Genomic DNA, 26405 nt, shown 5'->3' with positions numbered 1-26405 from the left:
GTTTATACGGATATTTAAAGAACATTCAATAATTGTTCCTTTATTTTTTCCAGTTCGTCCTTCATCTGCACCACCAACTTTTGCATGGGAGCATAATTGGCTTTTGAACCTATGGTATTGATTTCCCTACCTATTTCTTGTGAGATAAACCCAAGCTTTTTACCATTAGAATCGGCTGAATTTAAACTTTTTAAGAAGTAATCTAAGTGATTTTCTAAGCGTACTTTTTCTTCCGTTATATCAAATTTTTCGATATAGTAAACCAACTCCTGTTCAAAACGATTTTCATCTACTTTTTCCTTTATATCAGCAATGCCTTTTTCTAACCGTGCCCTAACACCATCAATACGTTCTGGATCAATGGCCATAACATCTTTCAACAGTCCTTGAAGTGTGGTAATCCTATCCGTAAAATCTTGTTTTAAGATAGCCCCTTCATCTTTTCTATAGGCTACGATTTTAGTTAAAGCATCATTGATGCCTTCTTCAATAAGGTGCCATTCCTCTTCATCGATATCATCTCTTTCAGTAGTGACAGCGTCAGGCAAACGAATTGCCATTTTGAGCAACTCGGTTTCGTCACCATCTACAACGTCCTTGAGTTGTTTAATATATTGCTCTACAACAGTTTTATTGATTTTAGAACTTGTATCCTCACCTGTTATTTCAACAAAAAGCGAAAAGTCTATTTTCCCTCTTGTTAAATGCTTAGCGAGGAGTTTTCGAATATCCAATTCCTTGGCCCTATACATAGAAGGCATACGGGCATTGACATCGAGACTTTTACTGTTTAAGGATTTTAATTCTATAGATATTTTTTTGGATGGGAGCTGTAGAACAGTTTTCCCATAACCAGTCATGGATTGTATCATTAAGCCAATACGATTAAAGTTGGTCAAAGGTACAAAATTGAAATCTTTAATAATGCCGTTAAATTATCGGAAAAGGATTGAGCCAACGGTCCTTACTTTTTATCTTTGCCTCCTTAAATAACAACCTCATTAAAATATGTTTAAAAAACAATTTGAAATTCGTTGGAGCGATGTTGATGCTAATGGTCATTTGGCCAATTCTGCCTATACTAATTTTATGAGTCATTCACGTATGTCTTTTTTTAATGATCAAGGATTCTCAATGAGGGAGATATTGAAGAATAATATTGGCCCTGTTGTGTTCTATGAACATATGTATTATTTTAAGGAGTCGTTTATTGGAACCCCAATTACAGTAACCATAGAGGTTTCCGGATTAAGTGAAGATGGGATGTTATTTATGTTTGAGCATAATTTCTACAACGATAAGGGGGATAATTTAGCCTACTGTGAAATGCAAGGTGGCTGGATTGATTTAAAACAAAGAAAGCTTACAGGTCTGCCAGAAGATTTGTTAGCCCTCGCTAACAAATTTCCAAGATCTAAAAGTTATAAAGTTTTGACCAAAGCAGATACCAGAAAATACAATGTAAGACCAAAGCCCATGAACTTATGATTATTTGTAAGGCTGGTGCTGTTTATAAGTTTTAATCCGAACGTTTTTAATAAAGGACTTAAGGATTTTGTTAGGCAAATACCTTTTGTGTTTGCAATAGCAGGTTAAAGGTTTGGGTTGAGCGCCCAGCGTGCTCTTTATTTCAGATGCCGTTCGCCCTAGATTTATCTGGCTTGAATTTGTTGAAATCCCTAATCTCACGTAATCGTTCAGTATACGAGGATATATAGCATATGTGTTATTTTTAGAATAGTCAATCCCAATAAAATGTGCATCTAAATGAGTGCCATTTTTCATTGCTGAGAGGAATCCTACCAATTTATTTTTCAGAAAATAGCCTTGAACTAGAAAAGCCTCCTTGAAGGTTTCCTTGAGGTGAATATAGGTTTCAAGATTTAAAATTTGGGCGTTAAAATCGGCATTATCTATAGTGTTCTGGTAGAGGTCTTGTAGCTCGTTTTTATGAGTTATAATGTCATTTTTAGAAAACAATTGAACCTCAAGAGGTTTGCTTTTAGCATCCGCTTTATTGGCTTTTATTCTATATTTTGATTTTAAATCAGATTTGTAATCATTGAAAGTTTGCCATTCGGGCTTTAAATAAATAATCATATTCGGTTCTACCTGCATAGAGGCATAATCATACAAATGGAGCAAATTTGTGATATGCAAAGAGTCATTTTCAAAATCCTTGATAAATAGAGTGTGGAGTTTCCGTGTGTTTTTTGACAGTAAACCAAGGGCCCTGGCAATGGCATTAAACGCCGTAGTCTTATCTTGATTCTCTTTTAAAAATATCCCATACTCACCACTGAGAAAAATATTGCCACAAAACAAAACATGTAAATTACGATGCCGGAAAATTGTATTTACCAGTTGCCTTGTCAGTGAGGGCATCCTTGTGTTTTTGGTAATGGTTTCTATACCAATGCTGATGCGCTGTGTATTGGCAAAGGCAACGGGTATCTGGTCTCTTAAAATAAAAATGTAGTTAAAATCAATGCCTTTGTTGGCGAATTCAAAAGCTTTGAGAAATTCTGGTGTATAATATATATTATCCTCACAACCCAATTGTGACCAATACGATTTTGGTATTGTAGTTATTGATGAAAATATTTCAGAATTTAAAGACAAATTATGGTGTCTTTTTAGGTTTTATGGATACTAAATATACACCAGAAAAAATAAGCACCATAGCTATGATCTTAATCGCATCAACAGCATCTGCTCCCATCAGAATGGCAAATAACCCAGCGATAACAGGCTGTAAGTAGATGAATACCCCAACAGTTGAGGCTTTTAATTTGCTAAGGGCTATTGGGTTTAACAGATACGTTCCAAATGTGGCACCAATAACCACAAATATGACGGCAAAAGTTATATAAGGGGTAAAACCATACCATTCTATATCTTGAAGTTCTGGATATCCAAAAGGCAACACCATAAAAAAGCCGAATAAAAAGAGCCATTTAATAAATGTAAACGGGTGATACTTGGATGTAAGTTGTTTAATTAAAATAATATAAACGCTGTAGGAAATAGCATTGATGAACACGAAGGTGTTGCCTAAGGCTATATTATCACCTAGGCGGACGGATTTACCGTAAACGGTTAACACGATAGCTCCTGAAAAAGCAAAGGCTACACCAACTATTTTGAGCTTGGTAATCTTTTCATTTAAAATAAGGGCTGATAAGATTAGAATTATAACGGGTGTAATGGTTACAATTGAGGCCGCATGAATAGGTGTCGTTAATTCTATACCCTTTAAAAATAAGAGCATATTAATGACCACTCCAAATATAGCAGCGACAAAAAATTTAAAGTAATCTTTGCGTTCGATTTTTTCGCTAGGCATCAAAAAGCTAAACAACCAAAATAGTATAGTGGCACCACCAACTCGTAATACGGTAAGTGCAAAGGGTTTTACAAAGTTGCCATTCATGATGACTTTGGCAAAGGTATAGTTCAATCCATATAGCAATTGAACCAAGAAGAGAGCGAAAATCGCAAAGCTTCTACTACGCATGAATGGCCTGTTTCGCAGCCTCAACTACCTTTTTGGAATTACCAATAAAAATAGCATCATTGTAAATTAAAACGGGACGCTTTAAGAAGGTATAATGGTCTAAAATATAGTGCTTAAAATCCGCTTCGCTTAAGTTTTTTTCCTTTAGATTCAGTTCCTTGTAACGTCTCGCACGTTTGCTGAATAAACTTTCATAACTTTCAGCTAGCCGTCTCATTTCCTCAATTTGGGCGTCAGTAATAGCTTCTGTTTTTATATCTTGCAAAATAACCTCCTCAGGCAAATCCAGTTCGTTAATAATACGCGTACAGGTATTGCAGGTGCTTAGATAAAACAGTTTTTTCATGGTACTGAAAGATTAGTGTTTCAGTTTGCAAAGTAACCGCATTTCAGCATAAAATTAAGTACTTTTAAGAAAAATATAATTGGATGGACTGGGCTTTTGACATCACTTTAAAAAATAGACTTATTTTAAGGGATTTTCTTAATGACTTAACCTTGGAACAGCTTAATAAAATTCCCGATGGCTTTGCCAACAACATTATCTGGAACATCTATCATACACTTGTTACCCAACAAATATTGGTTTACACGCTTTCTGGACTTACACCCTTAATTGAAGATGACCTGGTTACTGCATATAGAAAAGGCACACGACCCATTGCTAGGGTAGACCAACTAAATGTGGAGTTTGTAAAAAGGGCGTTGATTTCAACTATAGAAAAAACCAAAAAGGACTATGTTAACGGTCGTTTTAAGACGTATACGCCATATACGACTTCAACCAAAAGCACACTAAATAAGGTGGAAGATGCCATTGAATTCAATAATTTTCACGAAGGCATTCATTTAGGTTATATTTTAGCGCTTAGAAAATCAATCTGATATTATGGAATATTACTCTATTGTTACAATTCTCGTTGTATTGTCTGCCATTTTTGGTTATATCAATGTTCGCTTTCTAAAACTCCCAATAACCATTGGCTTAATGCTTATTACCATCATTTTTACCTTAGCGTTAATTATGCTAGCACAATTTGACGATACACTTCTTACAAGGGAAAAGGCCTTTATAAACGGTATTGATTTTGAAACGGTATTGTTAGACATTATGTTGAGCTTTTTACTTTTTGCAGGTGCCCTTCATACTAATTTTGAGCAATTAAAAATCCAAAGAGGACCAATTTTAATGTTTGCCACATTAGGTGTTTTGGTGTCAACTTTCCTTGTAGGTGGTGCAATGTTCTATATTTTGAATGGCATTGGTTTAGAGGTAACCTTTATTAATTGTCTTTTGTTTGGGGCATTGATTTCTCCAACGGACCCCATTGCCGTGCTTGGTATTTTAAAAAAAGCAGGTGCACCAAAAAAACTTGAAACTAAAATTGTAGGGGAATCCTTATTCAATGATGGGGTAGGTGTGGTTATATTTCTGACAATTTTTGCAGTAGCCGCTCAACCAAACAAAGCCATAGATATTTCTGATATTGCAACACTATTTGGACAAGAAGTTATAGGGGGCATTGCTCTTGGCCTATTGCTTGGGTGGATTACATACCGCTTAATGCGCTCTATTGATAGTTACGAAATTGAAGTGATACTTACTATTGCTTCTGTTATGGGAGGAACAATGCTTGCGCATAAATTTCACCTTTCTGCACCCTTAGCTATGGTTACCTCAGGTCTTATGGTTGGAAATGATACGGTTAGAAATTCTGCTATGTCTGAAACAACTGAGGCCTATGTTGACAAGTTTTGGGAACTCATTGATGTCTTCCTTAACACTATACTATTTGTTATGATTGGTATGGAAATGTTAGTTCTTACTTTGGGGCGTAATTATATATATGCGGGTCTCCTAGCAATACCGGTAATTTTATTATGTCGTTACCTTTCCTTGTGGTTGCCTATAAAAATCTTTTCTAAAAAATTGGATTTTGTTCCAAAAACCAATCTAATAATGACCTGGGGTGGGCTTCGCGGCGGTATATCCATTGCTTTAGCCTTGAGTCTTTCCAAAGATATGAACAGAGAGTTGTTTTTGGTGATAACCTATGTTGTGGTTGTCGTCTCAATACTTGGCCAAGGACTAACCGTAGAACCAATTATTAAAAGATTAACACGAAACGCAACTTAATTCATTTTTAAAAACGACTCAGCCTTATCATAGGGAATGGCAAATTCCGTATAACCTTGGGCATAGGAGGCTACTTCATAAACATTGTATAACAATATAATTCCCTCATCACCATATCCTATATTTTCAGGCAAATGAAATGGTTTTCCAAAGAAATAATCTTCCATGGTTAAGTTCTCTTTTTGGTTTTCTAAATTTTCAAGAAAATATGTTTTAGCTAACGTTTCAAATCCTTCGATATTTCCAATAAAATCCTCATGCCTCAAAATAGCTCCATTTTTGGCATTCAGATTAAGTAGGCGAATTTGGTCATTACCATGGGCACCACCCTCAAACTGATAAATACTTATAGCAATAGTGATAATATCTTCTGATTGGTAGGTTTTTTCCGTTTCAATCTGTAACTCCCATTTAGGTTCGGAGGCATCAGGAAAGTCCTTTTTAAAATCAACGTACTCTTGATTAAAGGAATTGAGTATGGACATAACATCGGTATATGTACTGTCGCGGCCTACCTCATAAATCATGGCCTGTTCAATATTTTTATTAATGGCTTGGCTGAGGTCATCATTACCTTTTGCACGCTCATAAATTACAGTAATGTCTGCATCAAAATTTTCGTTTATCTCTACAGTTTCAAAAGTTGCAGGCTTAAATTCTGAAGAGCAGGAAAATAATAACATGAGAATTTGAATGGCTAAAAGTGATTTCTTCAATGTATCCTATTTTTGAATTAGTGTACAATAAAGGTATGGGATAGATTTGAATAGAGCCAATTATCAGTTATTTTTATTATCCTTAAAAAAAGCCTTCTCAAAAGCTGTATTTTTTAAAAGAGCCCAAGGCATTCTTAATTATAACCAAGTATGAAATTCAATACAAAAACAATACATGGCGGCCAAGAAAACGACCCAGCTTATGGTTCTGTTATGCCACCCATTTACCAGACATCTACCTATGCACAATCTACTCCAGGCGGCCATAAAGGATATGAATATTCTAGAACCCATAATCCCACCAGGAACGCTCTTGAGAAAGCGTTTGCCAGCATAGAAAATGGTAATTATGGTTTAGCTTTTGGTTCTGGTTTGGCCGCAATAGATGCTGTGCTAAAATTATTAAGCCCAGGAGATGAAGTGGTTTCAACCAATGATTTATACGGCGGAACCTATCGATTATTCACTAAAATTTATAAGGACTTTGGTATTAAGTTTCATTTTATTGGTATGGATAATGTGGCTCATATAGAGTCTTATATTAATAAGAATACCAAATTGATTTGGGTAGAGACACCAACCAACCCTATGATGAATATTATAGACATTAAAGCTACATCACAAATTGCCAAAGAACATAATGTGTTGCTAGCTGTAGACAATACATTTGCGACACCTTATTTACAACAGCCGTTAGATTTGGGTGCTGATATTGTAATGCATTCAGTTACCAAGTATATTGGAGGACATAGTGACTTAGTAATGGGTGCATTAGTGGTTAAGGATAAGGCACTGGCAGATAAATTGTATTTCATTCAAAATGCAAGTGGCGCTATTTGTGGACCTCAGGATGCGTTTCTGGCATTAAGAGGTATTAAAACCTTGCATGTAAGAATGCAGCGTCATTGTGAAAATGGAAGAGCTGTAGCAGAATATTTAGCATTGCATCCTAAAATTGATAAGGTGTACTGGCCGGGCTTCGAAAATCATCCAAATCATGACATTGCCAAATCCCAGATGAAGGATTTTGGAGGTATGGTGTCCTTTGTTACAGCAGACAGCAACTATAACGCAGCTATAAAAATTGTTGAAAAACTTAAGGTTTTTACTCTTGCTGAATCCCTTGGAGGCGTGGAGTCCTTGGCTGGTCATCCGGCAAGCATGACACATGCGAGTATCCCAAAAGAAGAACGAGAAAAAACGGGTATTGTTGATGCGCTGATAAGACTGAGTGTAGGCATAGAAGATGTTGAAGATCTTATTGACGATCTTAAACAAGCCATAGGGTAAGGAAAAGAAAGTCTTTATACAAAAGCCGAGTCCGTAAACTCGGCTTTTAACTTTTATAATGTATAGTTATGATTAATCTAAGTAATAAATATAACCGAAATTCAACCATAAATTCCAATCATTGGATTTATTGGAATTTAATTTATGATCTAGGCCATCAATAAAATCCGTAAAATAATATTGCCATCGTAATTCCACGAATAAATCGGACAGCACTGTCAATTTATATCGTGTACCCGCACTAGCAACAACAGACCAGGTAGAGCCACTTTCATCACTTACAAAAGGGTCACCACCTGAGGCATCTTGCCAAAATGAATAGAAATTGTTTGGATTATCTGGATTGCCGTCACCATAAGTGGTAGAGACGCTGGGATTATAGGCAACGAAATGCGCGCCTAGTGCAAAGAAAGGTGCAAAAGAATACGCTCCAGCAGAAAAAGCTCTAATACTCCTAGGATAGTATTCCAGCTGCATTCCAATATCCCAATTCTCCGCCTTTCCAGAATGTGCTCTGAGTCGGTCTGCATTATCACTTACTCTGGAATCTTCAACCCACGCACCAAAATGTTCAAGATTAGTTCTGTTCCAAGAAATCTCACTCCGTATTTTAAAATGATCGTTAAAATACGTGTCCGTGGTGTAGCAACTACAATCCGCACGATAGGAAAAGTTTATGTAGTGTACTAATCCTAATGCCAAACCTGTATTACCGGCATTCGTCTCAAAATTGCTACGAACGCCAAAGTCTGATTGAAATGCAACACCTCCAACGAAAGCGCCTATTTCATGAGAAAAGCCTAATTGAGAAAAACCCTGTTGAGATGCGAAGCCCAAGGCAAGCAGTAAAAACATCTTCCTAATGTGTATTGCCATATAATGTTAAGATTTAGGCTATGCCGAACAAATATATAAAAACTCGACGAACTACCAAATAAAACAGATAAAATGCAACATTCTAATTAGGTAAATGCATTTTGCTTATAACGTAAAAATGAAAAATTTATTGAGAATATAAAAAAAATGAGCAGTTATTTTTATGGATAATGTATCTTTACGGCCTATAAATCACAATTTCTTAACTATTTTTTATATGAAAGATACAATTGAAGCTTTTTTAGACATGGTAGAAGAGCGCAATGGCCACGAACCTGAGTTTTTACAGGCCGTTCGGGAAGTTGCAGAAACCGTACTTCCCTATATCGTAAAACACGATATTTATCATGGCAAGAACATTCTATTGCGAATGGTAGAACCCGAGAGGTTAATTTCGTTCAGAGTTTGCTGGGTTGATGATTCTGGAGAAATTCAAGTCAATAGAGGCTATAGAATTCAAATGAATTCTGCTATAGGGCCGTACAAAGGAGGTTTGAGATTTCATCCTACCGTAAATGCTAGTATCTTAAAGTTTTTAGCCTTTGAGCAAGTCTTTAAAAACAGCCTTACAACCTTACCAATGGGTGGAGGTAAAGGAGGTTCGGATTTTGACCCTAAAGGAAAAAGTGATAATGAAATAATGCGTTTCTGTCATGCGTTTATGACTGAATTGTTCAGACATATTGGTCCAAATACAGATGTACCCGCAGGGGATATTGGAGTAGGTAGTAGAGAAATAGGGTTTATGTTTGGGAAGTACAAAAAACTAAAGAATGAATTTACTGGAGTTTTAACTGGTAAGGGACAATCTTGGGGTGGTTCCTTAATTAGACCAGAAGCCACAGGTTATGGGACGGTTTACTTTGCAGACAATATGTTAAAGAGAAAAAACGAATCCTTTGAAGGGAAACGTGTTGTGATTTCCGGTTCAGGTAATGTGGCACAATATGCTGCCGAAAAAGCTATTGAATTAGGAGCTACAGTACTTACGTTATCCGATTCAGGAGGTTATATACTAGATGAGGAAGGCATTGACACTTCGAAGCTTAAGTATGTGATGAATCTAAAAAATGTGAAGCGTGGACGCATTAGTGAGTATGTCAAAGAGTATCCAAATGCCAAATATTTTGAGAACCAGAGACCATGGTCGGTTAAATGTGATATTGCCTTGCCTTGTGCCACACAGAATGAATTAAATGGTGAAGAGGCCAAGCAACTTATTAAAAACGGATGTATTTGTGTTTCTGAAGGCGCCAATATGCCATCAATGCCTGAAGCTATTCACGAATTCCAAAATGCTAAATTATTATTTGCACCAGGGAAAGCCTCAAATGCCGGTGGTGTAGCGACATCTGGATTGGAGATGAGCCAAAACTCCTTGCGTTTAAGTTGGACAAGATCCGAGGTGGATGAAAAGCTTAAAGACATTATGAAGGATATACACGATTCGTGTGTTGAATATGGAACGAATGATGATGGTTCTGTTGATTATGTTAGAGGTGCCAATATTGCTGGTTTTGTAAAGGTAGCTGACGCGATGCTAGCGCAGGGCGTGGTTTAATTTTAAGTGTTATAACTTTAAAAAGCTTCTATGATATTCATGGAAGCTTTTTTTATGAATTATATGATTGATTAAATATTATCGTTAAGTATTAAATATATTTGAGCAAATAAAAGTTAATGAAATTTTTTTCGGTTGCTTTTTTACTGTTTTTTGGGGTCATAACACATTTTAGTTATGCCCAAAATTTTTCGGCTTTATGGCAAGCGCATTATTCTTACAACGATATCATTGATGTAGCAGAAGGCAGTACTAAAATTTATGCAGCTGCACAAAATGCCATTTTTCAGTATGACCCGTCAAGTGATGAACTTAAAACCATAACCACGGTACAAGGCTTATCTGGCGAGCAGATTACAACAATATATTTCAGTGAGACATACCAATATTTACTCATTGGCTATGAAACGGGGTTAATAGAATTATATTCAGACTCTGAAGAGACCGTTTTATCTATTGTGGATATTTTGGAAAAAGAGAATATTGCCCCTGTGAATAAACGTATTAATCATTTTTTTGAAAATGAAGGGTTAATATATATATCTACAGGTTTCGGAGTTTCAGTTTATAATTTGGAGGCTTTAGAGTTTGGGGATACATTTTTCTTAGGGAATGGAGGTGCACAAATAACAGTAAATCAAGTATCTATTGTCAATAATGATATCTATGCGGCTTGCTCTGATAATAACGGATTAAAAAGGGCTGACCTGAATAATCCTAATTTAATCGATTTTGCTCAATGGCAAACGTTAATTCCTGGAAATTTTGTCACAACAAATACATTCAATAATAAGGTTTATGCCGTCAGAGCCAACAGAAACCTTTTTGAAATAGAAGGTGTAACGTTCAATCTTTTGTTCGACCTCAATGCGCTTCCAGTCGATAGCGAAATCAATGATGATAATCTCATCTACGCTTCAGATAACGGTATTTATATCTATGATACTAATCTGCAACTCGAAAACACCTTAACACCAAACAACAATTTTGATACGGTATTTACCTCGGCGACTATTCTAAATGGGATAACGTATATCGGAACAAGGGAATTTGGGGTTTTGTCTAACATAAATTCAGATATTGATTATTTTGAGATAAGGCCTAACGGACCACTTTTTAATGAGGTATTTAGCGTCAATGCAGAGACTGGTGTAGTCTGGGCTACCTTTGGTGATTATACGGAATCTTTTGATCCTTCACCGCTCAGGTCACGAGGATTAAGTTATTACCGTAATGAGGATTGGTTCACTATACCCTTTGATAGCTTGCTCGGAGCTAGAAATTTAAATACTATTTCAATAAACCCATTTATTGAAAACCAGGTGTTTATTAGCTCTTTCCAAGATGGTATTTTAGAGCTCAATAATTTTGAACCAACTGTATTACTGGATAACACGAATAGCGGTTTAGAATCACTTGTACTACCAAGCAATCCAGCCCTAATTTCTATAAGAGTTTCTGCCTCTACCTTTGATAGGAACGGTGTGCTTTGGTCAACCACATCGCGTGCTCCAAATCCATTGAAATCATATGATCCCATAACAGGTAATTGGCAAGGTTATGACTTCTCCAATATTTATGAGAACCCTTTGTTAGGAGAGTTTGGTTTTTATGATATTGCTATTGATAATAATGGGACGAAATGGATTGGAGGCTATTCTAATGGATTATATGCCTTTAATGAAACTATTGCTAATAACCCATTGAGAACCTTGAGTACAGAAGAGCAAAATGTGCCATTTCCAAGAATAACAGCATTGGAAATAGATAACAGAAACCAACTTTGGGTCGGTACTTTTACAGGTCTCAGAGTACTGTTTAATACGGCAGGGTTTTATGATAACCCAAACCCAAGATTAAACACCATTGTGATTTTAGAGGACGGCATACCACAAGAGTTGTTAGCAGGCCAAACGATTTCAGATATTGAGGTGGATGGTTCTAACAATAAATGGGTTGGTACCGTAGACTCAGGTGTGTTTTATTTTTCACCAGATGGGCAAAATACTATTTTCCACTTTACGCGAGACAACTCACCACTGCCGTCAAATCGAATTTTAGACATTTCTATTAATCCGCAAAACGGGCTTGTTTATATAGCAACAACCAGGGGAATGTTATCCTTTAGAGCTGGAGGGTCTGAACCAGATGAAAACCTGGAAAATGCTTATGTCTATCCAAACCCTGTTCGGCCTGAATACAACATCTTAGGGTCTAATGATTTAAGTGATATTACCAAGGGCATTAAAATTAGTGGTCTTACGGACCGTGTGAATATTAAAATTACAGACATAGAAGGTAATTTGGTGGCGGAGGCCCAGTCAAACGTCAACTTGAGATCTTCGGGAGCGAACTATAATTTTGCTATTGATGGTGGAACTGCCATTTGGAACGGTAGAAATCTTGGTAACAATATCGTAAGGTCTGGTGTGTATTTGGTAATGATTTCAGATTTAGAATCGTTTGAAACTAAGGTTTTAAAAGTACTAATCATTAGGTAGTCATGCTTTCTAAAAATAAATGTATTGTTCTCTCCAAGCTCAAATATCGAGATTACGACCTTATCGTAAGATGTTATACCTCAGAACGTGGTTTGGTGAGTTATATACTTCGCGGGGTTTTAAAGTCAAAAAAAAGCCAAGCTAAAACCATTTATTTTCAGCCCTTGTCTCAGTTGTTCATTGAGGAAAATTATAAAGCCAACCAATCCTTACAAACTATTAGTGAAGTAAAACCAACTTATATTTTTAAGACACTACATACCAATATATTCAAGAGTGCCATTGTAATGTTCTTATCAGAAATATTAGCTCAGGTTTTAAAGGAAGAAGAACAGAACTCGGACTTATATTCTTATATGGAAACGGCATTTCAATATTTGGATAGTGAAAATAACTTTTCGAATTTCCATTTACTTTTCCTATTAAAGTTAACAAGATATTTAGGGTTTCAGCCAGAAAATCTGAATTTGGAGTATCCGTATTTCAATCTCGAATCAGGCGTTTTTGAAAACGTCAATAATGGGATTTACTCTGTTTCGGGAGAAAATTTAGTGTTGCTAAAACAGTTGTTGGGCATAAATTTTGATGCGTTAGACACGATTAAAATTAGTTCAGAATATAGACAATCATTTTTAAAGATGTTATTGTATTATTTTGAATTACATTTGGACGGTTTTAAAAAACCCAAGTCACTACAAGTGCTCAATGAGGTATTTCATTGAGGTATATTGAGGAAAATGTGATGTTGAACAGTCTTGACGTGAAGTACAGTTATATTATCTTTTTTGTAGTCTTATTTACACAAGGAATCCTTGGCCAAACAGTTACAGTACTGGAATCTCAAACTAAGGAGCCTATAGTTGGCGTAACCTTGTATAACCTAAAAAAGAACACATCGGTGGTTACCGATTTTGAAGGCAAAGCAAGTTTGAACGATTTTAAGGAGGATGAGATTATTTATTTTCAGAACTTCCTCTATGAAGATTTTCAAATTAAAAAGTCAGAACTGTCTGACTCAGATTTTGTGGTGTATCTCAATCCAACGGTGGAGGCATTAAAGCAAATCGTATTATCTGCTTCGAAATTTCAACAACGCAAGCGAGATATTCCTAAAACTATCGTGAGTTTCAGCGCTAAGGATATTGCACTTGCTAATCCCCAAACCTCTGCAGATTTATTGGACAATACCGGGAATATTTTCATTCAAAAAAGCCAGATGGGAGGAGGAAGTCCTATGATAAGAGGGTTTTCTACTAACCGGTTACTCATTACTATAGATGGCGTAAGAATGAACAATGCAATATTCAGAGGAGGAAACCTTCAAAACGTCATATCCATAGACCCTCTATCAGTTCAAAACACCGAAGTAACCCTTGGGGCAGGGTCTGTTGTATACGGAAGCGATGCTATTGGTGGTGTAATGAGTTTTTACACCAAGAAACCTCAATTATCCTATAATGATGAGTTGATGATTGATGGTGGTGCAATGACCAGATTTGCAAGTGCCAACACAGAGAAAACAGGTCATTTCGATATTAATTTGGGCTATAAAAAATGGGGTTTTCTAACTAATGTAAGCTATACCGATTTTGATGATTTACGTATGGGAAGTCATGGTCCAGACGCGTATTTAAGACCTAATTATGTGGTTAGGGAAAATGGTGAAGATATCCTGGTGGACAACCCAAACCCTAAAATCCAAGTACCAACGGAATACGACCAGATCAATCTAATGCAGAAGGTACGTTTTGAGCCTAGCTCAAATTTAGATTTCGTTCTTGGCCTTTATTATACATCCACTTCTGAATATTCAAGATATGATAGGTTACTTAGACCACGCGGTGACACGCTCCGTTCGGCTGAATGGAATTATGGGCCACAACAGTGGTTTATGGGTAATTTTCAAGTGACCAAATTAAGCAGCTCCTCCAACTTATATGACAAGATACAGACTACCTTGGCCTATCAAAACTTTAAAGAGAGCAGAGAAGATAGAAATTTTCAGTCACCCATTAGACAAATCCGTGAGGAAAATGTCGATGTTTTTTCTTTTAATACGGACTTGGAAAAACGGTTAAGCACAAGTACAAGTCTTTTTTATGGGTTAGAATACCTATTCAATAAAGTAGGTTCAACAGGTCGAGAGGAAAATATTGATACCAACACAAGTCTACCAAATGTAACCCGTTATCCTAATGGATCTACCTGGCAAGCTATGGCTGCTTATACAAGCTTAAAATTTAAACCTAGTAAAGCCTTTGTCTTTCAGTCTGGGTTGCGTTATAACCATATTATTACAAAAGCAGACTTCAGCGAGAATAATGTGTTCTTAAATTTACCTTTTGAAAAGGCCGAAGTGAATACGGGAGCCTTAACGGGATCAGCGGGTATGACATGGTCACCAAGTGAAATGATTCAGTGGAAATTGAACTTTTCAACTGCGTTTAGAGCACCAAATATTGATGATATAGGCAAAGTATTTGACTCTGAACCAGGTTCTATCGTTGTGCCTAATAACGATTTGGAGGCAGAGTACGCATATGGTGGTGAACTTGGTTTGAAGTTGAATTTTTCTAATAAGTTGATACTCGATATGGCGACATATTATACCTTTTTAGATAATGCTTTGATCAGACGCGATTTTGAATTAAACGGTGAAACCGAGATTATTTATGATGGTGAATTGAGTAATATTCAGGCCATTCAGAATGCATCAAAATCCTGGATTTACGGTTTTGAAGTCGGTATGGAAGTCAACTTTTCAGACCACTTAAAATTACGTTCCCAGTATAATGTTATTGGGGGCTCAGAAGAAACCAATGGGGTTGAGGTGCCGGTAAGACATGTAGCGCCAAATTTTGGACGCACTCACTTAATTTGGAAAAAAGACAATCTCTTATTTGATGCTTTTTTGGTTTATAATGACGAATTATCCTTCAATCAATTGGCGCCTTCCGAACCGTCTAAAGCGTATCTCTACGCCATGGATGAAAACGGGAATCCTTATGCGCCTTCTTGGCACACCTTAAACCTAAGGACACAGTATGCATTTAGTGGACAATTTACATTGACGGCGAGTTTAGAGAATATCACCGACCAAAGATATAGGCCGTATTCTTCCGGCCTCTCTGCAGCTGGCAGAAATCTTATCTTAGCGCTTCGTTACACTTTATAAAAAAGCCTTATTAATACGGGTTTTTGATATGATGCTGTGGTTTAGCTATCTGCGTTTAATGGCTTTTTTGGTAATAATTTGGCCATTTGAGAGGCGCACTTGTGCGATGTAAGCCGCTTGAGTCAGTTTGTCTAGATTATAGATTTCTACTGAACTATGGCCACTTAATCGATAGATTTCTCTACCAACAAGGTCTTGAATAACCACTTCTTGGATGGTAAGGTTTTTTCTTATAGTAAATTCTACACGGCCATCGTTAAGTTCAACAATGCTAAGATCTGAGCTTCCAATTTCAATGGTATTGATGTTTAGCGCACTTTCTTGAAATACTATTTCAAATCTGTCATTAAACTCGCCAGCTTCTGAAGTGAAATTATAGTCTGACTCTTTTAGATTATGAATTGTATCTAAAAGATTATCTTTTATATAAATAGAATTATCATTTAAAAATTGACCTTGTAATTGTGCAATAGAAATGTTGTATATCGTGGGCGACTCTAATGTAGTGGAAATCCCTAAAGGAATTATTTCATCTAATGAAAGGTCCGTTGTTGCTTTACCTTGAATAACAAATTTCTTAGTTGAATCTTCGATTGAAGAATATAGCCTTGTAGATATGTCAGTTCCTAGATGACGAGGTGCGTCTATATAATTTCCATCATATCCTGCTGTTGCATCATTCACATATCCAATGAGTATTTGGCTGAATATACCATCATCAGAAGTCAAATTAATCCAAAGTTTATTGTCTGGATTAGGATTTCTGAAGAACTGATTGTTATTTCCAGTAACCCTCATGGAATTATTAAAGACTACTTCGCTCGTTGCAATATCGCCAGAAACTGTTGTTGGAGTAACTGCGTCACTCATGGCTACAAAGAAACCCTGTCCAGAGGGAATAAATCCATTTGGAGATTGACCGTCATTACTCGGTCCAATTCCACCAACTGTGTTAATCGTGGCGTAATCCCCTTGATCAAAGTTTATATTTTGATTCCCATTATTATTAGCATCAGGATCTGTGTCATGTGACCAAAAATGAATAACACCATCCATGGCACCATTAGCATTTAATGGTTGAGCATTTTCAGCGAAGAAGGCATTAACATCAATTGCAGATGGATATGGATTGCCAATAAAATTCCAGTTGTTATCCAATAAATATGAATCATTTCGATAAACAGGCACTGTAATGACACCATTATTGAATGGCCCCTCAAAAATATAATCAAATTGATACGGGGGTGTGCCAGGTGTGCTGGCAAATAATGTTGGGTCATGTGTAGAGGCATAACCTACACCAGCTTGCATAACATCAGTTCCGATAACAGGCGTCCAATCATTATTATCATCATCTATATCATCTGGGCCGGCAACGGTAGTGTTATCATTGTTCGTTTCTGAGGTCTGGTCTAAATAGTTTTGGGCATTAAACAGAAATCGCCTATTAATATCACCTTGCGATAGAGCGACATTTATAGTCGTGTTTGCGGTTGGAGAACTCCAATAGGTGTATTCAAAGGCATTATTCATTGGTGCCGTACGTTTTGTAACTTGCATTGTCCCTGTCCCCGTTATTGTTGCCAAATCATCTCTTTGAACGACCGAGCCTTGTGACGAAACAGTAATAGTACCATCTACGACAATACTGCCTTCAATGTCAATAAAATCTCCGTTTTGGATATTTAAATTAAAGGTATTGTTTACGAGCAAGCTACAAGCCGTAAAACTACCATTAACAGCGGTATTATAATCCCCATTTAAAACGGCTGGCGTGGTATTATCTGGCCCAACACCATTACTCCAGTTAGCCCCATCCCAAGTAATTGTAGTACCTGTGCAAGGCGCTGCAGAGACACTACCACTAAGGCCTTCAATTCCATTTTCCTTATCAATTTCTGAAATTACCGTTTTAGAGTTAAGGCCTAGTTCGTTGTTATAAGGGGTGACAAGACTGGGGTTTGGGTCTGTTGTAGCGTTGTTGAATTTAGCTTCAGCAAACCCTAATGTTAAGTAGCTTAAAAAAACTAAGAATGCGAAGGTAATTTTTTTCATGAGGGAGAATTAGTGGATTAAATTGTCGTAAAGGTACAGCAAAAACCTTGTACCTCAGACTCTTGCAAGATACGATTTTATTAACAAAATGTTATATTTTTGGCGCTGTGGATCTGCAAAAAACATATACTGTCGATGAAGCGCAGAAAAAGTTAGAACACTACTGCGCCTACCAAGAACGTTGTCATAAAGAGGTTAAGTCTAAACTAAAGGAAATGCGGATGATTCCTGAGGCCATAGATACGATTATGGTGCATCTCATTCAGCACAATTATTTAAACGAGGAGCGCTTTGCCAAGACCTTCGTGAGGGGTAAATTCAGAATTAAAAAATGGGGTAAAAACCGATTGGTTAGAGAACTGAAGTTTAGGGAAATTTCAACCTACAGTATTGATAGTGCCCTAAAGGAAATAGACTTGGACGATTATTACAAGACCTTAGATGACCTTGTGCAAAAGCGAATACAACAGGTGAAGGAAAAGAACCATTACAAAAAGAAGAAAAAGGTAGCAGATTATTTGCTATACCGTGGCTGGGAGTCGCATTTGGTGTATGAAAAACTTAATGAATACTTATAAAAAAAGCCTTTTCAGTATTGGTCTGAAAAGGCTTCCTTAATAAATTTTTAGATTCGTTATAAATTAAATGATGCGCCGAAGCTTATGGTAAATTGGTTGTTTAATTCTTCGGCTGGTGTTAAATCACCAGTATCATATTTTGCAAATGGTGTGTTAAGCTCAGTATAGATTCCAAAACCATCCGAGAAAAAATAGCGCGCCCCTAGGTGACCTCCAAAATTTTTAAGTCCGAAGCTTAAACCTGGATAAAGGTCAAAATTATCATCTATTTTTAAAACGTTACCGATATTAGCATTAAACCGCGCCCTTACATCGAAGCGATCCGTAAAATCAGCGTCAATGTCATTATCAACACCTAGCACATAGGTAGACGATAGGCCCAAGGAAATATTTTCGCCTACGCCATAATCATACGAGGCATTGATACCAGTACCCCCAGATTGAAAATTGGCACCAACCTGAAATTTGCTGTCATCCTTACCTTTAAAGGCTTGTGAATTTCCAAAAGTAAACGATAGTAAAGCTGCTATTAATACAATTTTTTTCATATCATAAATAGTTTTAATACAAACAAATATACAAATAGAATTTTAGCTTGGGGTTGAAATCTATAGGAATCGATTGGTGTTCGAAATGGCTTTGTCGTTTTTCCAATCAATCCACTTCTGGCCTCTAATTCGACGCATGACGTTGTCATAGTTCCGCATAAGGAAGACATTGTATACAGCCTTACCTAAATTTTTTGGGTTTCTTGCAATAGATCTTAGACTCATGCTAAACCCTGGCGTAATATAACGCATATAATGCCAGTAGCCCTCAGGCATATAGAGCGTTTCGCCATGATTTAAATCACAAATCCAACCTTTGGCATGTTGTAGTGCTGGCCATTTTTCAAAATCTGGATTGGCAAAATCGATATCTTCTCGCGTAATGAGGGAATGTGGTACCTTGTAGAGGTACTTGTTTTGATTTTGATCAAATAGGATACACTGCTTTTCTCCCTGAAAATGAAAATGAAATATATTGGCCAAATCAATATCGTAGTGCATAAAGGTATAGGAATCCCTGCCACCAAAGAACAGCATGGGTAAACTCTTCATGAGCCTAAGACCAAAATCGGGATACTTAAAATCGTTTTGTAATTGAGGCACTTCCTTCAGTATATTCCAAAGAAAGATTCTATATTTTGTGGGTTCACGTTTTAACAGTTCTATGTAGTCGCCCATCTTCATTCTTTTGTGAGCTTCGTTAAAACCATCCTTATAATCTACAGGCCTATCGTCGTAAAGCGGAACGGTAATATCGCCTGCGACAGCTTTCATATAATCTAAGTTCCATTTTGAATAGGCAGGCCAGTCTTTAATACCCTGTTCAATAACCAGAGGTTTTTGCGGCTTAAAGTAGTTTTTTAAAAAATCCTCCTTGGTTATAGTTTCAACACGAGGAATCTGCTGTAGGTTTAATTGCAATGTTCTATTGATTATTAAGTCAAAGTTAATAAAACGTTAGTAAAATATGAGTATTACACTGTTTTAAAATAGCATAATGTTGAAAATGAGAGCTGTGTAAAACACCCTTCTGTGATGTTTAATTTTTAATTTCCTTTGAGACAAAAAGCTATGGTCATGATTATTTAAATGTGTATCTGAGTCCGAATAATACGTTGCTTGGCGGCATGGGTACAAAGCCTGTTTCAATGTATTCAGCATTAAAAATATTGCTTGCCGTAACCGTTAGTTCCATTTGTTTAAGACGCAGTATCAAGGAAGCATCCCAGACGTTATAAGTATCGCCTGTGGTGCGCTCCGCATATTTATAAACGATATTCTGACTCATATGTTTAAACAATCGCGAGCTAAAACGAGCAATAAATTGGTGTCTTAAGGTATTTAGTGAATAGCGCGATAAATCGGGGTCTTGGTCTAAGATATTATCATCAATATAAGAATAGCCCAAAGCTAGGGTCTGATTGAAATCTTTGATTTTAAAATTGTAGGACGCGTCAAACTCAACACCTTGTGTATTGACCGTTCTAATATTGGTAGCGGTAAAAATACCATCGGTAACGTTTGGTCTAATGTAGTCAATTAGGTTTTCTGCATCGCGATTAAATACCGCGACTGAAGCTGAAATCACTGGGGTTATATATTTTAAACCTAATTCTTGGGCAAATGCTTCTTCCGGCTCTAAATTAGGATTTCCTTGAGTTGCAGGGTCACTGTAGAACAAATCCGTATAGGTAGGAATCCTATAAGTATATCCAACATTTCCATATATTCTAAAATCATCGGTAATGGCAAATCCAATATCAACACCTGGGAAGGCATTAAACTTAAAATCTGAAAAATAGGTCATTGCCACACCCGGCGTAATATCTAATCTTCCGTTGCTCATTTTAAAACGGTGTTCTAAAAATGCCGTGGCCATAAAACGGTCGCGATTCCCTAGATTATTACTTCTCAAGTATACTTTTGCTAAATCCACACCAAAACCTGTGACTCCAAGTTTAGATGTATAAGATGCGTTGGTTTCTGCTCCAATTTTATCTGTGATATGAATATTTCTAAAAAAGGTAGGGTCCTCACGCTCTAACAAAAAAATGTCTTGGTTACGTTTCCAATAGAGTCTTGGGGAAATCTTAAGGTTGTTTTTTCTAAAGGTAGTGGTTAGCCCAACAAGACTGTTTTGTGTTTCTTCGTACTCATTAAACCCACGACTTGGAGGTGTGTAAAAGTTCTGGGCTCCAAACTTCCGTTCCAAAAACGATGCAATCAATTCAATAGGTTGCTTATCCTTATTAAGGATACTTTTTAAAAAGTAGTTGGCATTATCGTAATCTGAGTTAAAACGGTAACCTTCTGAAGTAACCCGACCAAAATGTGCAATATGAGATGAATTCTCCAGTTCAATTCCAGCAGTAACATTGCCGTTAAGCTGACCGAAAGAACCGGCCTCGATATTAGTAGAGACACTATTCTTTAACTTTTTCTTAGTTACAATATTAATGGCACCGGTAAAAGCATTTTGGCCAAATACGCGAGCTGCTGGGCCTTTTATAATTTCAATGCGCTCAATGACTTCAATAGGGAGCGCGGCATTCATGGTATGGTGGCCCGTTTGGGCATCGTCCATTTTTATACCATCAATCAATAATAGGGTTTGGTCAAACCCGCCACCTCTAATATGCAAATCTGCCTGACTTCCTCCCGTACCTCTGCGCCTTATGTCAACGCCAGCAACTTGTTGAAGTAAATCGGCCACATTAACCGCTGCACTATTTTTGATATCGGCAGAGGTGATAATATTTAGGGTTCTTGAGTTTTCTTTAAATGGCAAGTCAATTCTAGCGGATGTCAAGGTAATGGAATCCAAGTCCTGTTGAGGAAAATCTTGAGCGAAAACCCAAGTTGTTAGTATTAGCAAAACAACTGTCGTAAAGACTAATTTTAGGCGCATGGCTATTGGTTTCGGCGCAAGATAATATTATTTAAGGGGGAATTCAAAATAGCAGTTTTCACACTTGTAGTGGTACCTTGTGCTAAATGGAAGAGTCCCAAAGAGAAAGCCTACAATAAACGAAAAAAGGGACTTAAAATCTTTTATACTTGAGTACATACCGATATGGTCATTTGAGCATTTGGGACAATAAATGCGCTTTCCATCATCATCAAGAGAATAAGAATTTATTAACCCTAAGATGTGTTTAGCTTTTATAACATCTTCTGTCAGAACTTTAAGTTTAACACCGCCAATAGCATTGCTAACCAAAGGATCTGTGTCAATGGTGATATTATCACTCAGAAATACTTGAATGCCCTCTGCTTCTAGTCGTCCTTTTATGATTTGGGCTTCGGAGGAATACTGATAACGTGCTATGGTTGCAAATGTGTTTGTCATTTAAGTTTTCGGATTTTGTGTTTCAATTGAATCGTTCATTTTCGTTTTCCACGCTTCCTTGTCAATCCATTTAAAATCGTTGGGTACTGTGGCATCGAGTAAATCAATACCTAGTTCTTCTGATAGTTCATAGCCAATTAAAAAAGCTTCTTTATAATCATTTTTTTCATAAAGTTGGAAATGTTTATTGTTGTCGTACCACAAATTTACCTCATAGATGTAACTACCATCTGTCAAAGGTTGGTGAAACACAGAGACATATTCATAGTGCTTTATGGTTTTCCATTTTCCGAATTTTAAAGGCCCAACTTCAAAAGTAGGCCTAAACTTTGAGTCTTCAAGATGAATATAAATTCGTTTTGTGTACGTAAAACTAACGCCTATTGCGCTAAAATAAATAGCGATATGAAAATCTGAACTATTTATATCAAGCGGAACATCGCTGGTTAGCCATAGAAATACTTTGTAGGCCATAAATCCAAAAGCAATTGTAAAACACAAGGCGGCAATAGGAATTTGCCAAATTGGTCTATTGCTTTCAGAAATGATAATTTTTTCAGCGTTCATTATTCAAATATAAACAATGTGATTTATTGAAAAAAAGAAAGAAATTATTGTTTTACAATAAATTTTTATAGTTTTGTTATCGAAAAACAATAATATATTATGAGAAAATTAGTTATTTTAAAAAGTCTTGTAGATTTTATTTGGATAGTGACCTGTATTCCTGGTATACCGTTACTTCTGTTTTTTATGGTGTTTGTATTTATCAATCCGGACTCAGTAAATTTTGTAATAGATACTGGTGTTTCTAAGACCGAGGCCTCAACGTTACAAGTTCAACTTATTGCATTAGTACTTGTTGTATTATGCTTTATTGGTATCTATTGTCTATACTTATTTAGAAAGACACTAAGGTATTTTCAACAGGTGAAGCCTTTTCACGAGGATGTCATTGCAAACTTTTATAAGATAGGGTACTTGCTTTCAGGAATAGGAATTAGTGCTTTAATGGTATTCTTTTTGGCACGGCTATTTGTGGATAATAAATTTAGAATCCAGTTAGGAATAAGTTCATACTTATTAATAGTCTGTTTGGGATTGTTCTTTATGGTACTCAGTGAAGTATTTAAAGTAGCCAAGCACGCTAAGGAAGAAAATGAATTAACCGTCTAATTATGCCAATAATTGTAAATCTAGATGTGGTGTTGGCCAAACGAGGCATGAAGAGCTATGAATTGGCAGACAAGGTTGGAATTACAACAGCAAATCTGTCTATACTTAAAACGGGTAAGGCTAAAGCCATCCGTTTTTCTACACTTGAAGCTATCTGTAAGGCTTTAGATTGCCAACCCAGTGATATTTTAGAATATGTGTCAGACGACTAACCCTAGTCTAAGAGTAGTATCAACGTTAATATTGAACGCATCAACCTCTTTTATTGTAGTTCAGTACTATATTTAATATCTTTTGTCCAAAGAAAAAAAAATTGCATTCTAAAATTTACGGTTTTGTGGTAATAGCCCTGTGTGTGACAGGTTCTGTTATGGCTCAATTAAACGCTGCTGTAATTGGAGATGCTATTGACCAAGGCAATAATTGTTATACTATTACCCAAAATTTAGAATTCCAGGCCGGAGGTGTTTGGTATAATAATCCCATTGATTTTGACGAAGACTTTACCATTTTATATCAAAATAATTTTGGTGCCTTAGATGCTAATGGTGCCGACGGTATGGCATTGGTGTTTAAAGGTAATCCAACTCCTGAGTTAGGAAATGCGGGCGGAGGTGTAGGCTATGAAGGCATATCCCCATCGTTGGTTATAGAGTTTGATACCTATCAGAATGGGGATTTGGGGGACCCATTTTTTGATCACATCTCCATAATGAGAAACGGCAGCCCTAACCATAACAGTGGTGCCAGTAACTTATCTGGTCCAATTCAAGCCAGTGCTACAAGTGCAAACATCGAAGATGGAAATACCCATGAAATAAAAATAGAGTGGAATGCGACTACCAACATTTTAAGTGTGTTTTTTGATTGCGAATTGAGACTAACATTGAATCAGGATGTTAAAAATGTCATATTTTCCGGTGATGATTCTGTTTTTTTTGGCTTTGTAGGGTCAACAGGAGGTTTGACCAACATACATGAAGTCTGTTTTAACAGCATTTCATTTGTGGATAATTTACAGATAGAGGATGATTTCATTTGCGAAGGCTCTTCTAAAGTAATTGATGCCACAATTCCAAGTGGAGAAACCTATTCATGGTCACCAATTAACGGCGTAAGTAATCCAAATATTGCCAACCCTACACTTTCACCAAATACGAACACAACGTATACGGTAACCATTGCAGATGTATGTGGTAATATCACAGAAGAAGAATTTACATTATTTGTTCTTCCTATTGAAGACCCAATTTTTGACGCGGTAGCACCAATATGTGAGGGAGATGCCTTAGACAATTTACCAACAACCTCAAACAATGGGTTGACGGGTACTTGGTCTCCCGCTCTTAATAACACCCAAACGACAACGTATACATTTACGCCAAACAATCTATGCGCTACTTCAACCACGCTTGAAATTGTAGTTAACCCTTTACAATTTCCAACCTTTGACCCTGTAGACCCTATCTGTGAAGGTGATGCACTTGCCCCTTTGCCAACCACATCTACTAATGGCATAACAGGAACTTGGGCCCCTGCGTTAAACCCATTGGCAACAACTACCTATACCTTTACGCCTGATGCCGGTCAAATTTGTGCCCAAGAAACAACCTTGGAGGTTGTTGTCAACCCAATACTTACACCAACGTTTCAATCAGTAGGGCCAATTTGTGAAGGAGATACTGGGGTAGAATTACCGACGACATCCACCAATGGTATCGCTGGAACATGGTCTCCTGAAATAGACAATACAACCACTACAACTTATACCTTTACACCAAATGTTGAAGAATGTGCAATACCCACAACGCTTCAAATTGAGGTGGTGCCCAATGAGATTCCCGTCTTTGATGCCGTACCTCCCATTTGTGAAGGTGATACCCTCAATGATTTGCCTACAATATCCAATAACGGAATTAGTGGTGCCTGGACGCCTGAATTAAATAATACCGAAACCACTATCTATACCTTCACACCTTCGGGCAATCAATGTGCTGTTGAGGTTACCCTAACGGTTGAAGTGATTCCTAATGAAATACCCTTGTTTGATGCTGTGGGGCCAGTTTGCCCAGGGCAGTTTATCGCTGATTTGCCTGTCGTATCCCTAAATGGGATTTCTGGAACCTGGACACCCGAATTGAATAATGTTGAAACAACAGTCTATACCTTTACACCAGAGCCAGGGCAGGGTTGTGTAGTCTCTACAACTTTAGAAATTGTGGTAACAGAGCCTATTGTCCCATCCTTTGATGCTGTTGGACCTATTTGTACAGGAGATAATTTAGACAACTTACCTATCGTTTCAAATGACGGCATAACTGGGGTCTGGACACCAGATTTGAATAATCTGGAAACAACGACTTACACATTTACGCCTAACGCAAATCAATGTGCGGGCCAAACCACCTTGACGGTTGAGGTTATTCCCATATCGGAATTGTCTTTGGAGGTTGAGGTCGTAACGGAGCCATTTAGTGATAATCAAACTGTGGTGGCCACTGTGATAGGTGGTACGGGCACGTATGAATATCAATTAGACGGTGGCCCTTGGGTTGAGACTAATGTATTTAGAAGAGTATCCGGTTGTGAGGAACATATTATAAGGGCACGTGAATCCTCAGGTTGTAGTAATGTTGCCAGTGAAACCTTTCGTATTTTGGAATACCCTAAATTCTTTACGCCCAATGGTGATTCAGATAATGACTTTTGGAATATTACCTGTTTAAGGAATCAACCAAATGCCAGGATAAGTATTTTTGATAGATACGGTAAAATCCTTGCCACCATTAGACCAACACGCTCTGGTTGGGATGGTGCATACAACGGCGCTCTAATGCCGGCGAATGATTATTGGTTTAAGGTGGACTATTTTAACGAGAATGGCTCACCAAGAGTGTTTACGTCTCATTTTACATTAAAGCGATAA

General features: G+C 37.0%; 24 protein-coding genes. 12 read left to right on the top strand and 12 right to left on the bottom strand.

Annotated elements, in window-relative coordinates; translation table 11 throughout:
- Window positions 1-14 precede the first annotated feature (14 nt).
- On the bottom strand, window positions 15-872 hold the full coding sequence (locus tag CA834_RS00900; RefSeq protein WP_094966778.1) for a YicC/YloC family endoribonuclease: 858 nt from the start codon (window positions 870-872) through the stop codon (window positions 15-17).
- A gap of 136 nt (window positions 873-1008) precedes the next feature.
- Here CA834_RS00900 and CA834_RS00895 point away from each other — a divergent pair, with 136 nt between their 5' ends.
- Complete coding sequence (locus CA834_RS00895; protein ID WP_094966777.1) at window positions 1009-1488, top strand: acyl-CoA thioesterase; 480 nt, start codon at window positions 1009-1011, stop codon at window positions 1486-1488.
- On the opposite strand, the gene CA834_RS00890 is transcribed toward CA834_RS00895, so the two are convergent.
- From CA834_RS00890 to CA834_RS00880, 3 genes are read right to left on the bottom strand one after another with little or no spacing between them, the layout of a single operon-like run.
- Window positions 1489-2622, bottom strand: coding sequence for a peptidogalycan biosysnthesis protein (locus CA834_RS00890; RefSeq protein WP_094966776.1), 1134 nt, complete (start codon window positions 2620-2622; stop codon window positions 1489-1491).
- A 1-nt stretch (window position 2623) separates the two neighbouring features.
- Window positions 2624-3517: a DMT family transporter gene (locus CA834_RS00885; protein ID WP_094966775.1), complete on the bottom strand. Its 894-nt coding sequence runs from the start codon at window positions 3515-3517 to the stop codon at window positions 2624-2626.
- The gene (locus CA834_RS00880) at window positions 3510-3863 is read right to left on the bottom strand and encodes an arsenate reductase family protein (protein ID WP_094966774.1); all 354 of its coding nucleotides are present in this window, start codon (window positions 3861-3863) and stop codon (window positions 3510-3512) included. The genes CA834_RS00885 and CA834_RS00880 overlap by 8 nt, the downstream gene beginning before the upstream one ends.
- An 83-nt stretch (window positions 3864-3946) precedes the next feature.
- On the opposite strand from CA834_RS00880, the gene CA834_RS00875 reads away from it, so the two are divergent.
- Both CA834_RS00875 and CA834_RS00870 read left to right on the top strand, forming a co-directional pair.
- On the top strand, window positions 3947-4402 hold the full coding sequence (locus CA834_RS00875; RefSeq protein WP_094966773.1) for a DinB family protein: 456 nt from the start codon (window positions 3947-3949) through the stop codon (window positions 4400-4402).
- A gap of 4 nt (window positions 4403-4406) precedes the next feature.
- Window positions 4407-5654 (top strand): cation:proton antiporter, encoded by a 1248-nt coding sequence (locus CA834_RS00870; RefSeq protein WP_094966772.1) that lies wholly within the window; start codon window positions 4407-4409, stop codon window positions 5652-5654.
- On the opposite strand, the gene CA834_RS00865 is transcribed toward CA834_RS00870, so the two are convergent.
- On the bottom strand, window positions 5651-6370 hold the full coding sequence (locus CA834_RS00865; RefSeq protein WP_133085437.1) for a DUF3298 and DUF4163 domain-containing protein: 720 nt from the start codon (window positions 6368-6370) through the stop codon (window positions 5651-5653). The two genes, CA834_RS00870 and CA834_RS00865, sit on opposite strands and share 4 nt — an antisense overlap.
- Window positions 6371-6520: 150 nt before the next feature.
- On the opposite strand from CA834_RS00865, the gene CA834_RS00860 reads away from it, so the two are divergent.
- Window positions 6521-7660, top strand: coding sequence for a cystathionine gamma-synthase (locus CA834_RS00860; RefSeq protein ID WP_094966770.1), 1140 nt, complete (start codon window positions 6521-6523; stop codon window positions 7658-7660).
- A 72-nt stretch (window positions 7661-7732) separates the two neighbouring features.
- On the opposite strand, the gene CA834_RS00855 is transcribed toward CA834_RS00860, so the two are convergent.
- Window positions 7733-8536 carry a THC0290_0291 family protein gene (locus tag CA834_RS00855; protein ID WP_094966769.1) on the bottom strand — a complete coding sequence of 268 codons (804 nt, stop codon included), beginning with the start codon at window positions 8534-8536 and terminating at the stop codon, window positions 7733-7735.
- A 217-nt stretch (window positions 8537-8753) separates the two neighbouring features.
- On the opposite strand from CA834_RS00855, the gene gdhA reads away from it, so the two are divergent.
- The 4 genes from gdhA (at window position 8754) to CA834_RS00835 (ending at window position 15773) form a co-directional block, all read left to right on the top strand.
- Window positions 8754-10097: an NADP-specific glutamate dehydrogenase gene (gene gdhA / locus CA834_RS00850; RefSeq protein ID WP_094967229.1), complete on the top strand. Its 1344-nt coding sequence runs from the start codon at window positions 8754-8756 to the stop codon at window positions 10095-10097.
- Between the two features lie 119 nt (window positions 10098-10216).
- On the top strand, window positions 10217-12598 hold the full coding sequence (gene porZ / locus CA834_RS00845; protein WP_094966768.1) for a type IX secretion system anionic LPS delivery protein PorZ: 2382 nt from the start codon (window positions 10217-10219) through the stop codon (window positions 12596-12598).
- A 2-nt stretch (window positions 12599-12600) separates the two neighbouring features.
- Entirely contained in the window at window positions 12601-13320 is a 720-nt protein-coding gene (recO, locus tag CA834_RS00840) for a DNA repair protein RecO (RefSeq protein ID WP_094966767.1), read from the top strand.
- A 20-nt stretch (window positions 13321-13340) separates the two neighbouring features.
- Window positions 13341-15773, top strand: a complete 2433-nt coding sequence (locus CA834_RS00835; protein WP_094966766.1) for a TonB-dependent receptor — start codon at window positions 13341-13343, stop codon at window positions 15771-15773.
- A 45-nt stretch (window positions 15774-15818) separates the two neighbouring features.
- On the opposite strand, the gene CA834_RS00830 is transcribed toward CA834_RS00835, so the two are convergent.
- Window positions 15819-17828, bottom strand: coding sequence for a hypothetical protein (locus tag CA834_RS00830; RefSeq protein ID WP_094966765.1), 2010 nt, complete (start codon window positions 17826-17828; stop codon window positions 15819-15821).
- A gap of 107 nt (window positions 17829-17935) precedes the next feature.
- Here CA834_RS00830 and CA834_RS00825 point away from each other — a divergent pair, with 107 nt between their 5' ends.
- Window positions 17936-18406 carry a regulatory protein RecX gene (locus CA834_RS00825; protein ID WP_094967228.1) on the top strand — a complete coding sequence of 157 codons (471 nt, stop codon included), beginning with the start codon at window positions 17936-17938 and terminating at the stop codon, window positions 18404-18406.
- Window positions 18407-18462: 56 nt separating this feature from the next.
- Here CA834_RS00825 and CA834_RS00820 read toward each other — a convergent pair whose 3' ends face one another.
- The 5 genes from CA834_RS00820 to CA834_RS00800 form a co-directional block, all read right to left on the bottom strand.
- Window positions 18463-18954 (bottom strand): DUF6646 family protein, encoded by a 492-nt coding sequence (locus CA834_RS00820; protein ID WP_094966764.1) that lies wholly within the window; start codon window positions 18952-18954, stop codon window positions 18463-18465.
- A gap of 60 nt (window positions 18955-19014) precedes the next feature.
- The gene (locus CA834_RS00815) at window positions 19015-19875 is read right to left on the bottom strand and encodes a cupin-like domain-containing protein (protein ID WP_094966763.1); all 861 of its coding nucleotides are present in this window, start codon (window positions 19873-19875) and stop codon (window positions 19015-19017) included.
- Between the two features lie 160 nt (window positions 19876-20035).
- Complete coding sequence (locus CA834_RS00810) at window positions 20036-21862, bottom strand: TonB-dependent receptor plug domain-containing protein (RefSeq protein ID WP_094966762.1); 1827 nt, start codon at window positions 21860-21862, stop codon at window positions 20036-20038.
- Between the two features lie 27 nt (window positions 21863-21889).
- Window positions 21890-22303 carry a putative signal transducing protein gene (locus CA834_RS00805; protein ID WP_094966761.1) on the bottom strand — a complete coding sequence of 138 codons (414 nt, stop codon included), beginning with the start codon at window positions 22301-22303 and terminating at the stop codon, window positions 21890-21892.
- Window positions 22304-22870, bottom strand: coding sequence for a hypothetical protein (locus CA834_RS00800; protein ID WP_094966760.1), 567 nt, complete (start codon window positions 22868-22870; stop codon window positions 22304-22306). It lies immediately after the preceding gene.
- 99 nt (window positions 22871-22969) lie between these two features.
- Between CA834_RS00800 and CA834_RS00795 the strand changes: the two genes are divergently transcribed.
- The 3 genes from CA834_RS00795 to CA834_RS00785 all read left to right on the top strand — a co-directional run bounded on the left by CA834_RS00795 (window position 22970) and on the right by CA834_RS00785 (window position 26405).
- Window positions 22970-23479: a DUF2975 domain-containing protein gene (locus tag CA834_RS00795; RefSeq protein WP_094966759.1), complete on the top strand. Its 510-nt coding sequence runs from the start codon at window positions 22970-22972 to the stop codon at window positions 23477-23479.
- Window positions 23480-23481: 2 nt separating this feature from the next.
- Window positions 23482-23691 (top strand): helix-turn-helix domain-containing protein, encoded by a 210-nt coding sequence (locus CA834_RS00790; RefSeq protein ID WP_094966758.1) that lies wholly within the window; start codon window positions 23482-23484, stop codon window positions 23689-23691.
- Window positions 23692-23792: 101 nt separating this feature from the next.
- Window positions 23793-26405 carry a lectin-like domain-containing protein gene (locus CA834_RS00785; RefSeq protein WP_094966757.1) on the top strand — a complete coding sequence of 871 codons (2613 nt, stop codon included), beginning with the start codon at window positions 23793-23795 and terminating at the stop codon, window positions 26403-26405.

This window comes from Winogradskyella aurantia, assembly GCF_002266855.1.
Classification (GTDB): domain Bacteria; phylum Bacteroidota; class Bacteroidia; order Flavobacteriales; family Flavobacteriaceae; genus Winogradskyella; species Winogradskyella aurantia.
The sequence above is the reverse complement of the archived record's forward strand: the minus strand, read 5'-3'. Positions and strand labels throughout refer to the sequence as shown.

Excerpts from the sequence above, each read along its gene's own strand:
- CA834_RS00880 (WP_094966774.1), bottom strand. The coding sequence starts at position 3,863 with ATGAAAAAACTGTTTTATCTAAGCACCTGCAATACCTGTACGCGTATT.
- CA834_RS00860 (WP_094966770.1), top strand. The coding sequence starts at position 6,521 with ATGAAATTCAATACAAAAACAATACATGGCGGCCAAGAAAACGACCCA.
- CA834_RS00855 (WP_094966769.1), bottom strand. The coding sequence starts at position 8,536 with ATGGCAATACACATTAGGAAGATGTTTTTACTGCTTGCCTTGGGCTTC.
- gdhA (WP_094967229.1), top strand. The coding sequence starts at position 8,754 with ATGAAAGATACAATTGAAGCTTTTTTAGACATGGTAGAAGAGCGCAAT.
- recO (WP_094966767.1), top strand. The coding sequence starts at position 12,601 with ATGCTTTCTAAAAATAAATGTATTGTTCTCTCCAAGCTCAAATATCGA.
- CA834_RS00900 (WP_094966778.1), bottom strand. The coding sequence starts at position 872 with ATGATACAATCCATGACTGGTTATGGGAAAACTGTTCTACAGCTCCCA.
- porZ (WP_094966768.1), top strand. The coding sequence starts at position 10,217 with ATGAAATTTTTTTCGGTTGCTTTTTTACTGTTTTTTGGGGTCATAACA.
- CA834_RS00885 (WP_094966775.1), bottom strand. The coding sequence starts at position 3,517 with ATGCGTAGTAGAAGCTTTGCGATTTTCGCTCTCTTCTTGGTTCAATTG.
- CA834_RS00835 (WP_094966766.1), top strand. The coding sequence starts at position 13,341 with ATGTTGAACAGTCTTGACGTGAAGTACAGTTATATTATCTTTTTTGTA.
- CA834_RS00875 (WP_094966773.1), top strand. The coding sequence starts at position 3,947 with ATGGACTGGGCTTTTGACATCACTTTAAAAAATAGACTTATTTTAAGG.
- CA834_RS00820 (WP_094966764.1), bottom strand. The coding sequence starts at position 18,954 with ATGAAAAAAATTGTATTAATAGCAGCTTTACTATCGTTTACTTTTGGA.
- CA834_RS00870 (WP_094966772.1), top strand. The coding sequence starts at position 4,407 with ATGGAATATTACTCTATTGTTACAATTCTCGTTGTATTGTCTGCCATT.
- CA834_RS00795 (WP_094966759.1), top strand. The coding sequence starts at position 22,970 with ATGAGAAAATTAGTTATTTTAAAAAGTCTTGTAGATTTTATTTGGATA.
- CA834_RS00830 (WP_094966765.1), bottom strand. The coding sequence starts at position 17,828 with ATGAAAAAAATTACCTTCGCATTCTTAGTTTTTTTAAGCTACTTAACA.
- CA834_RS00805 (WP_094966761.1), bottom strand. The coding sequence starts at position 22,303 with ATGACAAACACATTTGCAACCATAGCACGTTATCAGTATTCCTCCGAA.
- CA834_RS00895 (WP_094966777.1), top strand. The coding sequence starts at position 1,009 with ATGTTTAAAAAACAATTTGAAATTCGTTGGAGCGATGTTGATGCTAAT.
- CA834_RS00810 (WP_094966762.1), bottom strand. The coding sequence starts at position 21,862 with ATGCGCCTAAAATTAGTCTTTACGACAGTTGTTTTGCTAATACTAACA.
- CA834_RS00800 (WP_094966760.1), bottom strand. The coding sequence starts at position 22,870 with ATGAACGCTGAAAAAATTATCATTTCTGAAAGCAATAGACCAATTTGG.
- CA834_RS00790 (WP_094966758.1), top strand. The coding sequence starts at position 23,482 with ATGCCAATAATTGTAAATCTAGATGTGGTGTTGGCCAAACGAGGCATG.